We start from the raw sequence: 12,975 nt of genomic DNA on the forward strand, positions 1-12,975 counted from the left end.
CCTTCGCTCGTTCCGGGGCCGGTGGGCGATGGGCGCCCTTCGCCGGTCTAGTCGAGCGAGGGGACCCTTCGCTCCACCGGGGCCGACGGCGCCGACGTCGGCCGACGCACCAGGACGACGACGAGGACGGCGGCCGCGAGCGCGGCCACACCCGCCGTCAGGAAGACCGCGTCGAGGCCGTCGGTGTAGCCGGACGAGCGGGGGTCGGTCGGGTCGGCGTGGCCGGCGAACACGGTGCCCAGCACCGCGAGGCCGACGGCGAGCCCGAGCTGGCGGAAGGTGTTCACCGCGGCGCTGCCGACGCCGGCCTTCGCCGGCGGGAGGATCGCGAGGGTCGCGGAGACCAGCACCGGGGTCGCGAGTCCGACGCCGAGACCGCTGACGACGAGCCCGGGGAGCAGCGCCCAGGGCCCCGAGCCGTCGCCGACGACCGTCAGGAGCAGCACCCCGAGCCCGATCAGCGCGAGACCGCCGCCGACCGGACGCGCGGGTGACCCGCCGTGGAGGAACCGTCCCGCCGCCGCGGACACCACGAACGCCGCGACGGACAGCGGCACGACGGCGAGCCCCGCCCGGATCGGCGAGAGCGCCAGGACCTCCTGCAGCCACAGCGAGACCAGCGCGAGGTGCGCGAACGCCGCGCCGGAGAATACCGCCGCCGCGACCATGAGCGCGGTGAACGAACGGTTCCGGAAGAGGGCGAGCTCGAGCATCGGATGCTCGGCCCGGCGCTCGACCAGCACGAACGCGCCGACCGCGACGGCGGCGAGAACCAGGCTCAGGACCGTGGTCGGTGCGCCCCACCCGGTGTCGCCCGCCTCGATCAGGCCGTAGACGAGGCCCGTCGCGGCGACGGTGAAGGCCGCGGCGCCGGCGAGGTCGATCCGGACGGCGCCGGTGATCCGGGCGTCCCGGGCCAGCACCGCGAGGGTCAGCGCGACCGCGATCGCGGCGACGGGCAGGTTGACCAGGAAGATCGCCCGCCAGCCCCACGCCTCGGTCAGCAGGCCGCCGACGAGCGGTCCGCACGCCGCGGCCAGGCCGTTGACGGCGGCCCACACGCCGAACGCCGTACCACGGTCCCGGCCGTGGTAGCTCGCGGCGATCAGCGCGGCCGTCGTCGCGAACATCGCCGCGCCACCCGCGCCCTGCACCACCCGCGCGGCGACCAGGGCGCCCGCGCTCGGGGCGACTCCGCAGGCCAGCGAGGCGACGGCGAACACGACCAGGCCGGTCAGGTACAGCCGGCGCCGCCCGAAGCGGTCCGCCAGCGAGCCCGTGACCATCAGCAGGGCGGCCAGCGCGAGCGCGTAGCCGTCGATCACCCACTGCAGGTCCGCGAAGGACGAGTCCAGCGACCCGGCCATCGCGGGCAGGGCCACGTTCACGATCGTCACGTCCACGAGCAGCATGAAGGTGCCCAGGCAGATCGCCACCAGGGGCCACCAGCGAGACATGTCGTTCCTCCTCGGTTCTCGCTCGACGACCGGTGTCGCCAGCTGCGACGATCCTCGACACCACGCGTCGGTCCGAACGAGCCGAGGAGGCCGGTCCGGCGGTCATCGACATCGACGAGGACGTCCACGGTGGAACTCGACGTGCTGGACCGGGCGCTCATCCAGGCGCTGCAGATCGACGGGCGGGCCCCGTTCCGGCGGGTCGCCGAGGTGCTGGGGGTCTCCGACCAGACCGTGGCGCGCCGCTACGCCCGCCTCCGCTCGGCCCAGGCCCTGCGGGTGATCGGCGCGAGCGACCCCGCCGTCGTCGGCGAGGACCAGTGGATGGTGCGCGCCCGGTGCACGCCCGACGCCGCGTCCGAGGTCGCCGACGCCCTCGCGCGCCGCCCGGACACGTCGTGGGTGAGCCTGACCTCGGGCGGCACCGAGGTCCTCTGCTCGTGGCGGGCGTCGGAGGCGGACGGGGATCTGCTGCTGGGTCGCCTCCCCCGCACGCCCCGGGTGCTGGACGTCTCCGCGCACCAGGTGCTGCACGTGTTCTACGGCGGGGCGCGCGAGCCCTACACCAAGGTCGGCCCGTTGACCTCCGACCAGATCGGCGCGCTGACCGCCGCGTCACCACCGGCCGACCGCACGCCGGTCCTGGACGAGATCGACCGCCGGATGCTCCGTCTGCTGCGGGTCGACGGGCGGGCGCCGGTCGAGGACATGGCGCGGGCGTGCGGGACGTCGGCGTCCACGGTGCGGCGGCGGCTCGCCGACCTGCGGGCCGCCGGGGTGCTCTACCTGGACGTCGACGTCGCCCCGGCGGTGCACGACCAGCCGCTGCGCACGATGCTCTACCTCGCGGTGCTGCCGGACCGTCTCGACGAGGTCGGGCGGGCGCTCGCGGCCCATCCGGAAGTACCGTTCGCCGCCGCGACGACGGGCCGGACCACCGTGTACGCGTCGGTGGCGACGACGGGCCCCGCCGCCTTCTACCGGTACCTGACGACGTCCGTGGCCGCCCTCCCGGGCGTCACCGCGGTCGAGTCGGCCCCGGTGATCCGGACGGTCAAGGCGGCGGACACGGTGTACGCCGCGCGCTGATACGTCGTCCGGATGTGACGTCCGGTGTCAGCGTGGCCGCACTGCTGACATCCGGACGAGCTCAGCCCGCCGTCGCCCACGCCTCGAGCATCGCCCGGGCGATCGACACCCCGCCGGGCAGGATGAGGTCGCGCCCGTCGCCGGCCTCGAACGCGGTGCCGCCGACCCCGCGGGCGCCGGATCCCTCGCCCTCGCGGGTCATCCAGTCGCCGGCCTCCAGGGCCTCGCGCAGGTCGGCGCGGGTCACCCAGCGGGCGTTCTCGATCTCGCCCTCCTGCAGGCGCAGGGACTGCTCGGGGTCCGCGACCGCGGAGAACCCGATCATCAGCGAGCGCGGGAACGGCCACGGCTGCGAGCCGAGGTAGGTGATCGTCGAGACGGTCACCCCGACCTCCTCGGCGCACTCGCGGGCCACGCACGCCTCGAGGGACTCCCCGGCCTCGACGAACCCGGCGAGCACCGAGTACCGCCCCTCGGGCCAGATCGGCTGGCGGGCCAGCAGGACCCGGTCGGCACCGTCGTGGACGAGACAGATCATCGAGGGGTCCGTGCGGGGGTACTCCTCGTGGTCGTTCGCGGCGCAGAGCTGCGCCCACCCGGCCTTGATCGCCCGCATCGGCGAGCCGTCGCGGGCGCAGAACCGGGCGCGCTCGTGCCACGAGAGCAGCGCCACGGCCGTCGTCAGCAACCCGGCCGACCGGGCGTCGAGATCGCCGCCGGAGACCCGGAGGTCCCGCCAGAGCTCGGTGGAGGTGAACCCGGAGCCGGCGTCGTTGGCCGCGTCGGCGTCGGGCACCCGCACACCCCAGAACGCTGTCCCCTCCTCCTCACCCAGGAGGACCGCACCGTCGGGAATGGCGTCCCCGAAGTCGCGGGACGGGGAGTCGACGAGCTGCAGCGACCCGTCCGGCTGCTCGCTGACCGGGGTGCGCCCCTGCGGGTCGACCCGCACCACGCGGGCGAGCGGCCACGTCGCGGCGACGTGGTCGGGGTCGCCCCGCACCTGCTCGCGGCGGTCCACCGTGGAGCGGGAGAGCCGGGGCAGGGAGTCGAGGTGGAACGCCGCCCGCATGTCCGGGCCGGCAGTGGAGGCCGACGGAATCGTCACGGGACCCTGATACCACCGAGGGCGCGCAACGACTCGGCCGACCGGGCGGCGTCCGCCACCACCACACCGGTGAACCGGGACGGGGCCAGGAACTCGACGGCCGCGGCCGCGACCTCGTCGGGGGTGACCGCCTCCAGGCGCCGGGGGTGCTCGCGCACCCACCCGGAGTCCAGCCCGACCCCGGCGAGACCGGCGAGGGTGGACGCCAGCCCCGCCTGCGTGTTCAGCGAGATCAGCAGCGAGCCGACCGCGTAGCGCCGGGCCGACTCCAGCTCGCTCTCGCTGGGCGGGACCACCGCGGCCCGGCCGAGCTCGTAGCGCATCTCGAGCAGGGCGGGGGCGGTCACCTCGGAGGCGCAGTCGGTCTCGACGAGCAGCGCGGCGCCGTACGGGTCGAACTCCAGCGACGACGACGCGTGGTAGGTGTAGCCCTTGTCCTCGCGCAGGTTCTCCACCAGCCGCGAGGAGAAGTAGCCACCGAAGGCCAGGTTCGCCAGCTGCAGGGCGGGATAGCGCGGGTCGGTCCGCGCGACCGCGGCGGCGGAGAGCCGCAGCTGGGACTGCACGGCGCCGGGGCGGTCGACGAGCAGCAGCTCCGAGCCGTGCAGGGCCGGGAGCGAGGGCAGGAGCCCGGCCTCGCCCGGGGCGTCCCAGGACGCGAGCGCCGCCTCCGCCGCGGCGACGGCGGTCGTGGGGTCGATGTCGCCGACCAGCACGAGCACCGAGCCGCGCGGCACGACCTTGCGCCGGTGGGTCGCGAGGAGGTCGTCCGGGGTGACCGACGCGACGTCGTCGACCTCGGGCATCTCGCGGGTGACCGGGTGGTCGCCGTAGCGGTGGCGCTGCAGCGCCCGGCGCGCGATCACCGACGGCTGCGCGGACGCGACCTGGATGCGCTCGGCGAGCCGCTCGCGCTCCCGGGTCACCTCGTCGGCGGGGTAGGTCGCGCCGGCGAGCACGTCGGCGAGGACGTCGAGCAGGGTGGGCAGCCCGTCGGCCAGGGCGTGGCCCGCGGCGGCGAGCCGCTCGGGGTCGACCGAGAAGCCCATCTCGCCGCCGACGCCCGCGAGGTCGTCGTCGAGCGAGACCCGGCTGCGTCGCGTGGTGCCGGAGAGCACCGTGGACGCGAGCACCTCGGCGACGGCGGCGTAGCGCGGGTCCTCGGAGCCCTCGCCGGAGAAGGGGATGCGCAGCCGCACCTCGACCATCGGCACGCCCGGGCGGCGGACCGCGATGACGCGCAGACCCGTCGTCAGGACCGTGTCGGCCTCGTCGGGGGCCGGGACCTCCGGCTGCGGGCGCAGCGGCGGCAGCTCCCGGGGCCCGGCCTCGGTGCGGCCGATCTCCTCGGCGGAGCGGCGGTCGGCGGTGGTGGGGGCGGTCATGCCTGGGCTCCCGGGGTGAGGACGAGCAGGGCGCGGGAGTCCGGGCGCAGGGCGGCCGCGGCCTCGGCGACGGCCTCGGGGGTGACGGCGGCGATCTCGGCGGGCAGCTCGTCGGAGAGCTCCGCCCGACCGTGGACGAGCTCGGCCGAGCCGAGGGCCAGCATCCGGTTCATCAGCCGGTCGTGCTCCCGGTAGAGGGCGCTGGCCCACCGGGCGGTGACCCGGCGCAGCTCCTCGGGCTCCGGTCCCTTCTCCGCGAGCAGCGCGAGCTCGGCGTCGACGGCGTCGACGACCTGCCGCGGGTCGACGGAGTCCGGGTGCACGGCGGTGACGGTGAAGGTGTCGGGGTCCCGCGCGTCGAGCGGCGCGCCCATGAGCCCGGCCGCGGCGGAGACGTCGGTGACCAGACCGTCGCCGTAGACGAGGCGCTGGGTCAGCCGGGCGGCCTCGCCGTCGGTGAGCAGGCTCCCGAGGACGGCGTGGGCGAGGTAGCCGCGCAGGTCCGCCGCGGGGTCGGGCAGGCGGTAGCCGAGCGCCAGCGCGGGCAGGGGCGCGTGGGGGTCGACGACGGACTCGTACCGCTCGCCGTCGGGAACCGGCTCGCCGAAGGACGGCCGGGCGGGCACCGGGCGCGCCGGGATGTCCCCGAAGTGGCGCTCGACCAGCGCCGCGGCGTCGTCGGGGTCGAAGTCGCCGACGACGGTCAGGACGGCGTTGCCCGGGGCGTAGTAGGCGTCGAAGAAGGCCGCGGCGTCGTCCAGGGTGGACGTCTCGAGGTCGCGGAAGTCCCCGTACCCGTTGTGGGCGTTGGGGTAGGTCGAGTACAGCACCGGCGGCAGCAGGATCCAGGGGAAGCCGCCGTAGGGCCGGTTGAGCACGTTGAGGCGGATCTCCTCCTTCACCACGTCGATCTGGTTCGCGAGGTTCTCCGCGGTGAGCTTCGGCGCACGCAACCGGTCGGCCTCGAGGAAGAGGCCGCGCTCCAGGGCGCCGGCGGGGAGGATCTGGAAGTAGTCGGTGTAGTCCTGGTGGGTGGAGCCGTTGAACACCCCACCCGAGCCCTGGACGTGCCGGAAGTGCGCGAGCTTCTCCAGGCTCTCCGAGCCCTGGAACATCAGGTGCTCGAAGAGGTGCGCGAAGCCGGTGCGCCCCTCCGGTTCGCTGCGGAACCCGACGTCGACGTGGACGGCGACCCCGACGACGGGGTTGGTCCGGTCGGGCGCGAGGAGCACCCGCAGGCCGTTGCCGAGGGTCAGACGCTGTCGCTCCGCGCCCGGCGACCGCGGGGCGGCCGGGGCTGTCGAGGTGGGGGCCGTACTCACCCCACGACCCTAACGGCGACGGTGGGTGCGCTGGGCGGGGACGGCGTTCCGGGCGGATCGACCGGCGGCGCGACGGGTCGGTCGGGTCGCACGGCGGGCGGGTGCAGGCCGACGGGCGGGCGTCGTCCGGCGAGCCAGGGTCACCACGAGCGATCCGGCGCCGAGCGCCGCGGCGACGGCGAGGGCGAGTTCGAGGCGCGCGACCAGGGGGGAGACGGTGTCGCCGCCGACGTCGGTCGTCGTGGGGGCGCCGTGGCCCCCCGTGCCCGCGACGGCGAGCGGGGCGACGATCGCGCCGTCGGCGGGGACCTCGACGGCGACCGGGAAGCCGGGGCTGCGTCCGCACCCGTCGAGGACCGCCGCGCGCAGCACCCCGCCGACGTCGACGGTGACCCGGTCGTGCGGGTCGGGCGACAGGCAGGACGCGGTGGCGACGACGACGGCGGTGGCCGTCACCGGCGGCGCGACCGGAGCGGCCGCGGGCGCCGGGGCGAGGCCGATGACCTGCGCGAGGGCGGGCACGCGCGGCACGACGAGCGCGACGACGGCCATCGCCCCGAGCGCCAGCGCGACGAGCAGCACGAGGGTGCGGGTGGAACGCTGATCACTCTCGGCGACCCGGGGACGCGCGAGCGTGGAGGCGCGTGACGGGAGCCCGTCGACCGAGAGTGACACGGGTGGGATTCTGCTCCCGAGGCGCCGGACCCGATGGAGGGATCCCCGGCTGTACCCACCGCGACCGGCTGGTACACCTACCCGCCGCGATTCCGTCCCGACCGGCGCATCGACCACCGGTCGGCGGTGGCCCCCCGCTGACGGTGGGTGCCGGCTACGGGGACCCTTCCGGAACGAACGAACGGCACTCTCGCTGCATCTACGCGCGCGAGAGTGCCGTTCGATCAGGGTCGACGGCCACGAGCGGCCAGCAGCCGCCACAGGTGTGCCACGGACTCCGCCCCGCGCAGCAGCAGGGGCAGCACGGCGCGCTCGTCCGGGGCGTGGATGCGGTCGCCCGGCAGCATCACGCCGAGGAAGGCCAGCGGGGCGCCGAGGGCCTCGGTCAGCAGCGCCTCCGGCCCGCTGCCGCCCTCGCGGGCCGGGAGGACCTCGGCGCCGAGCGCGATGCCCATCGCCTCGCGGATCGAGGCGACCAGGTCGGAGTCGAGGTCGCAGATCAGCGGGGGCACGCCGGGCCCGCCGGTGGAGACCTCCGCGTCGATCCCGGCCGGGACGCGGTCGGCGACGTAGCGCTCGAGGAGGGCCTTGATGCGTGCCGGGTCCTGGTGGTCGACCAGCCGGAACGTCATCTTCAGCGTCGCCGAGTGCGGCACGATCGTCTTGTGGCCCGGCCCGGCGTAGCCGCCGTGCAGGCCGTTGACCTCGGCGGTCGGGCGGGCCCAGAGGCGCTCGTAGGTCGACCAGCCGGCCTCGCCGGAGGTCGCCATCGCCCCGGCCGCGGATCCCGCGAGCCACGCGGGCTCGTCGAACGGCAGCGCCGCCCAGGCCGCGCGTTCCTCGGCGGTCGGCTCGCGGACGTCGTCGTAGAACCCCGGGACGGCGATGTGGCCGTCCTCGTCGTGGAAGGTCGCGACCAGCCGGGCGAGCTCGGTGACCGGGTTCGGCACCGCCCCGCCGAACTGGCCGGAGTGCAGGTCGACCGAGGCGCCGCGGTAGACCACCTCGAGGTCGACCAGGCCGCGCATCCCGCAGCACACGGTGGGCGTCTCCCGGTCGACCATGCCGGTGTCGGTCACGACGATCTCGTCGCACGCCAGCGCGTCGCCGTGCGCGGCGAGGACCTCGGCGAGGTGCGCGGAGCCGGACTCCTCCTCCCCCTCGACCAGCAGCTTCAGCGACACCGCGGGCGCGCTCGCCCCGGTCGCCGCGAGGTGCGCCCGGACGCCCAGCAGCACCATCGCGATGTGGCCCTTGTCGTCGGAGGCGCCGCGCCCGCGCAGCTCCTCCCCCACCACCTGCGGGTCGAACGGGGCGAAGGACCACCCGTCGTCGAGGTCGGCCGGCTGCACGTCGTGGTGGCCGTAGACCAGCACGGTCGGCGCGGCGGGGTCGGCGGCGGGCCAGTGGGCGTAGACCGCGGGCAGGGCCGCGGTGTCCGACCACACCTCCACCGTCGGCCACCCGTCCCGGCGCAGGGTGGCCGCGAGCCACTCCGCGGAGCGGGCCACGTCGCCGTGGTGGTCGGGGTCGGCGCTGATCGACGGGATGCGCAGCCACTCGGAGAGCTCGGCGACGAAGGCGTCGGCCCGGGCCGCCACCTCGGTCTGCTCGACGGTTCCGGAGAGCGGCTCGATCGTGCTGGTCACCCGCCCCACGCTAGTCCGCGACGAGGGCCCGGATCTCGTGCCGCCGCACCACCGCGACCACGAGGAGCAGCACGCCCAGGATCACCGGCGTGTACCAGAAGCCGACGGAGAGGAAGAACAGCTGCGCGATCGTGGCGCCGACCATCAGCGCCGCGAGGCACGCGGCGGCGAGCGCCGTGACCCGCGGGACCAGCAGGCCGATGCCGCCCGCGATCTCGAGGACGCCGACGACGTAGCGGAGCACCTGGCCGCCCGGGAGCTCCGCGAAGAGCTGGATCGCGTACGCGTCGCCCCAGAGCTTCGGCAGGCCGGAGCCGACGACGAACATCAGGGCCAGCAGGACCTGGAGGACCCACAGGCCGATCGTGACGGCGCGCGAGCGGGAGGCGGCAGGGGCGGCGGTGAGGGTGCTCATGGGGACGATCCTGCTGCTCAGCGCGTCGTGGTGTCAATACCGTAGTTCAGAGTTGTTTTTTCGTACTGCACCTCGGGCGGGATCGTGCGCGACCATCGGCGGGTGACCTTCTCCCGCCCGCCGGCCTTCACCACGCGCCCGACCCTGGAGGGCACCGTCGGGATGGCGGCGTCCACCCACTGGGCGGCGTCCGCGACCGCGATGGGCGTGCTGGAGCGCGGCGGGAACGCCTTCGACGCCGCGGTGGCCGCGGCCTTCGTCCTGCAGGTCGTCGAGCCGCACCTCAACGGGCCCGGCGGGGACCTGACCGCGATCTTCACGACGGCGGGTGAGGAGACCCCGCGGGTCCTCGACGGGCAGGGCCCGGCACCGGCCGCGGCCTCCGCCGCGCGGTACCGGGACGAGGGCCTCGACCGCGTCCCCGGCTCGGGCGCGTTGGCCGCCGCGATCCCGGGCGCGACCGACGCCTGGCTCCTCCTGCTGCGCGACCACGGGACCTGGGAGGTCGCCGACGTCGTCGCGCCGGCGATCGACTACGCCCGCGACGGCTTCCCCGCCGTCGCGCGGGTCGGCTCGACCATCGCCGCGGTGGCCGACCTGTTCACCGGGCACTGGCCCTCGAGCGCCGCGTTGTGGCTGCCCGGCGGCCGCCCGCCCGCGCCCGGGCAGGTGCTGCGCAACCCGGCCTGGGCGGCGACCCTGAACCGGCTGGCCGACACCGCCCAGGGGCCGACGCGCGAGGCCCGGGTCGACGCCGTCCGGACCGTCTGGGCCGAGGGGTTCGTCGCCGAGGCGATCGAGGCGTTCTGCCGGACCCCGCACCGCCACGCCTCGGGGACCGACCACGCGGGCGTGCTCACGGTCGCGGACTCCGCCGGCTGGCGGGCGTCGGTGACCGACGCCGCCGTCGGGACCTTCCGGGGGTACCGCGTGGCCAAGACCCCGCTGTGGGGGCAGGGTCCCGCTCTCCTGCAGATGCTGGCCCTGCTCGAGCCGGACCCGCCCGACCCGTCGACCGAGGAGGGCGCGCACCGCGTCCTGGAGGCGATCAAGCTCGCGCAGGCCGACCGCGAGGCCTGGTTCGGCGACGCCTCCCCGATCACGGTCGACGAGTTGCTCGACCCGGACTACGTCGCCCGGCGGCGGACACTCATCGCGGACGAGGCCTCGTCCGACGTCCGACCGGGCGGGGTCGGCGGGCGGGACCCGCGCCTCGCGGAGCTCGCGACCGCAGGCCTGGCCCCGGGGGTGTCGGGCGGGTCGGCGGTCGGCGAGCCGACGGTGACGATCGGCGGGGAGCCCGGGGCGAGCGGTGCGACGGGAGAACCCCGGACGTCGTCGCACGGGGAGATGCGCGGCGACACCTGCCACCTCGACGTCGCGGACCGGTGGGGCAACCTCGTCTCGGCGACGCCGTCGGGCGGGTGGCTGCAGTCCTCCCCGACGATCCCGGAGCTCGGCTTCGCGCTCGGCACCCGGCTGCAGATGACGTGGCTCGAGGAGGGCCTGCCGTCGACGCTGACGCCAGGGCGTCGGCCGCGGACGACGTTGACCCCCACCCTCGTGCTCGACGACCGCGGCCCCCTCGTCGCGGTCGGGTCACCGGGCGGCGACCAGCAGGACCAGTGGCAGCTGCTCTACCTGCTCCGCACCCTCGTCGGCGGGTGGTCGCCGCAGGCCGCGATCGACGCCCCCGCGCTGCACACGACGTCGTCGCCGGGCTCGTTCTGGCCGCGCGACCGGGAGCCGGGCGGGGCCGTCGTCGAGGACCGGCTCGGTGACGCGGTCATCGCCGGCCTGGAACGGCGGGGGCACCGGGTGACGCGGGCGGGCGACTGGTCGCTGGGCCGGCTCTCGGCGGTCGGGATCGACCGCGACCGTGGGGTGCTGTGGGGCGCGGCCAACCCGCGGGGCATGCAGGGGTACGCGGTGGGAAGGTGATCGACATGGCCTCCCTCCTGCGCCGTCGCCGCCGCCCCTCCCCGGACACCTCGGCGGCCCTGCTCGCCTACCCGCTGCTGGGCATGGGGGTGCTGCACTTCGCGGTGCCCGCCCCGTTCGACACGATCGTCCCGCCGTGGATCCCGGGCGGCGCCCGGTTCTGGACCTACGCGAGCGGGGTGGCCGAGCTCGCCGTCGGGACCGCGGTGGCCGTGCCGCGCACCCGGCGCCTGGGGGCGACGGCCGCCGCCGGGCTGTTCCTCGCGGTGTTCCCCGCCAACGTGCAGATGGCGTGGGACTGGCGTCGGCGGCCGTGGCCGTGGCAGGCGGTCGCGATCGGGCGGCTGCCGCTGCAGTACCCGATGATCGCGCACGCGCTGCGGGTGCGGGCCGAGGCCTAACCGGGCAGCCCGAGGACGTCCGCCGGGTCGTGACGGCGGGCGAGGGCGGCGAAGCGGGCCTCGTCGCCCGCGCCCGGCTCGGCCGCGAGCAGCGCGGGCCCGGCACCGTCGGCGTCCAGGACGATCTCGGTGACGACGCCGACCGCCTCCGGTCGGCAGCGGAAGGCCCACCAGAGCTCGGGATCGGGGTGGGCGCCGGCCAGGTGGTGGACGACGCCGTCACCGGTCACCAGCGTGACGCCCCGCAGACCGCCCGCGCCCGGGGCGTCGGCGACCGTGTCGCCCCGCCGCGGGACCCGCACGGTCCCGCCGGTCGCGGCGACGACCCGCCGGACCTGCGCCCAGGAGGCGCCGACGCCGGCGTGGACCAGTCCGTCGCGCAGCTCCACCCGGTCGACCCGGGCGAGCGACAGCGCGACGGCGGGTCGGCCGGTCCGGCTCGGGGGCTGCGCGGTGTGCGGATCGAGCACCACGACCTCGGTGTCCTGCTGCGCCGCCCAGGTCAGGGTGGCGACGACGTCCGCGGTGCTCGTCGCGCCGACCACCGCGACGACCCGCGCGGGTGGCCGGCCGAGGGACGTGGCACGCAGCAGGTCGACCGCGCCGTCGGCGGTCCAGGACGGGTTGACCGGGCCGTCCACGAGGTCACCGAGTTCGAGGGCGGCGCGGGCCACCCGACCGGAGGCGCCGTCGTGGCTCGGGCGCGGACTGATCGTCACGCCCGGTGCATCGCTCACGACCCCGGAAGGGTTATCCGGATTCCGGCACCGATCGGGTGAGCACCCCGGACGGGTCGTGCCGGAGGAGGGTCGCGGTGACCCGGTCCTCCTCGGCGTCGGTCAGTGCCGGTCGGCGTGCCAGCACGGTGACGTCCCAGGGGTCGATCTCGACCTCGGTGACGACCCCGGCGAGCTCGGGCCGCACCCGGTAGGCCCACCACAGGTCCGGGTCCCCGGCTCCGGCGCCGAGGCGGTGGACCACCCCGTTGCCGGTGACGAGCGTGACGCCGAGCTTCGTCAGCGCTCCCACACCGTGGGCGACGGTGCCCGGGCGGCGCAGCAGCGCCCGTGGCCGCCGGGGCCCGCCGGGTCCGGGCGCGTCCTGCTCGACCCGCGCCGCCTCGCGGTGCAGCGCCGACCAGGCGGCGCCGACCCCGGCGCGGACGCCCCGTGTGCGCAGGTCCGTCGACACCCCGTCCACCCGGCTGAGCGAGAGCGCGAGGACCGGCCGGGCACCCGTCGTCGGGAGGGTGTCCATCCGGCGCGGGCGGGGGTCGAGGACGACGACGCCCACGTCGTGGGCCGCCGCCCAGCCCAGGGTGGCGGCCACGTCGTGCGTGCCGGTCGCCCCGACCACCGCGAGGACGCGCCGCAGCGTGCCCGCGGTCGGGTCCCCGGCGAGCTCGATCGCGGCACCGGTCGAGGACGGAGCGTGGACCGGGCCGTCCAGGAGCGGCTCGAGCTCCGCTGCGGCCCGGCCGGCGCGTCCCCCGTGGATCGCGCGCCGCGGCAGCTCCTGCGGTCCGATGGTCAT

12 protein-coding genes are annotated in these 12,975 nt (G+C 76.1%); 3 read left to right on the forward strand and 9 right to left on the reverse strand.

Features of this window, described 5'->3' with window-relative positions:
- Window positions 1-47: 47 nt before the first annotated feature.
- The gene (locus QRT03_RS14890) at window positions 48-1,457 is read right to left on the reverse strand and encodes a DHA2 family efflux MFS transporter permease subunit (RefSeq protein ID WP_286053682.1); all 1,410 of its coding nucleotides are present in this window, start codon (window positions 1,455-1,457) and stop codon (window positions 48-50) included.
- A gap of 129 nt (window positions 1,458-1,586) precedes the next feature.
- Here QRT03_RS14890 and QRT03_RS14895 point away from each other — a divergent pair, with 129 nt between their 5' ends.
- Complete coding sequence (locus tag QRT03_RS14895) at window positions 1,587-2,546, forward strand: Lrp/AsnC family transcriptional regulator (protein ID WP_286053683.1); 960 nt, start codon at window positions 1,587-1,589, stop codon at window positions 2,544-2,546.
- Between the two features lie 61 nt (window positions 2,547-2,607).
- On the opposite strand, the gene nudC is transcribed toward QRT03_RS14895, so the two are convergent.
- The 6 genes from nudC to QRT03_RS14925 all read right to left on the reverse strand — a co-directional run bounded on the left by nudC (window position 2,608) and on the right by QRT03_RS14925 (window position 9,100).
- Window positions 2,608-3,618, reverse strand: coding sequence for an NAD(+) diphosphatase (gene nudC / locus QRT03_RS14900; protein WP_286054372.1), 1,011 nt, complete (start codon window positions 3,616-3,618; stop codon window positions 2,608-2,610).
- 32 nt (window positions 3,619-3,650) lie between these two features.
- Window positions 3,651-5,039 (reverse strand): M16 family metallopeptidase, encoded by a 1,389-nt coding sequence (locus tag QRT03_RS14905; protein WP_286053684.1) that lies wholly within the window; start codon window positions 5,037-5,039, stop codon window positions 3,651-3,653.
- Window positions 5,036-6,361 (reverse strand): M16 family metallopeptidase, encoded by a 1,326-nt coding sequence (locus QRT03_RS14910; RefSeq protein WP_425604845.1) that lies wholly within the window; start codon window positions 6,359-6,361, stop codon window positions 5,036-5,038. The genes QRT03_RS14905 and QRT03_RS14910 overlap by 4 nt, the downstream gene beginning before the upstream one ends.
- Window positions 6,362-6,370: 9 nt before the next feature.
- Complete coding sequence (locus QRT03_RS14915; RefSeq protein ID WP_286053685.1) at window positions 6,371-7,036, reverse strand: hypothetical protein; 666 nt, start codon at window positions 7,034-7,036, stop codon at window positions 6,371-6,373.
- Between the two features lie 224 nt (window positions 7,037-7,260).
- Entirely contained in the window at window positions 7,261-8,685 is a 1,425-nt protein-coding gene (locus tag QRT03_RS14920; protein WP_286053686.1) for a M20/M25/M40 family metallo-hydrolase, read from the reverse strand.
- 10 nt (window positions 8,686-8,695) lie between these two features.
- Window positions 8,696-9,100, reverse strand: coding sequence for a DoxX family protein (locus tag QRT03_RS14925; RefSeq protein ID WP_286053687.1), 405 nt, complete (start codon window positions 9,098-9,100; stop codon window positions 8,696-8,698).
- Window positions 9,101-9,262: 162 nt separating this feature from the next.
- Between QRT03_RS14925 and QRT03_RS14930 the strand changes: the two genes are divergently transcribed.
- Both QRT03_RS14930 and QRT03_RS14935 read left to right on the forward strand, forming a co-directional pair.
- Window positions 9,263-11,041 (forward strand): gamma-glutamyltransferase family protein, encoded by a 1,779-nt coding sequence (locus QRT03_RS14930; protein ID WP_286054374.1) that lies wholly within the window; start codon window positions 9,263-9,265, stop codon window positions 11,039-11,041.
- A 5-nt stretch (window positions 11,042-11,046) separates the two neighbouring features.
- A complete protein-coding gene (locus QRT03_RS14935) occupies window positions 11,047-11,442 on the forward strand; it encodes a DoxX family protein (RefSeq protein ID WP_286053689.1) in 396 nt (131 codons plus the stop codon).
- Here QRT03_RS14935 and QRT03_RS14940 read toward each other — a convergent pair.
- Together QRT03_RS14940 and QRT03_RS14945 are read right to left on the reverse strand one after the other, a co-directional pair.
- On the reverse strand, window positions 11,439-12,179 hold the full coding sequence (locus QRT03_RS14940) for an FAD-binding protein (protein WP_286053691.1): 741 nt from the start codon (window positions 12,177-12,179) through the stop codon (window positions 11,439-11,441). The two genes, QRT03_RS14935 and QRT03_RS14940, sit on opposite strands and share 4 nt — an antisense overlap.
- A gap of 13 nt (window positions 12,180-12,192) precedes the next feature.
- Window positions 12,193-12,975, reverse strand: coding sequence for an FAD-binding oxidoreductase (locus QRT03_RS14945; RefSeq protein ID WP_286053693.1), 783 nt, complete (start codon window positions 12,973-12,975; stop codon window positions 12,193-12,195).

The sequence above is a fragment of the Actinomycetospora termitidis genome, assembly GCF_030286555.1.
In the GTDB taxonomy this organism is placed as follows: Bacteria; Actinomycetota; Actinomycetes; order Mycobacteriales; family Pseudonocardiaceae; genus Actinomycetospora; species Actinomycetospora termitidis.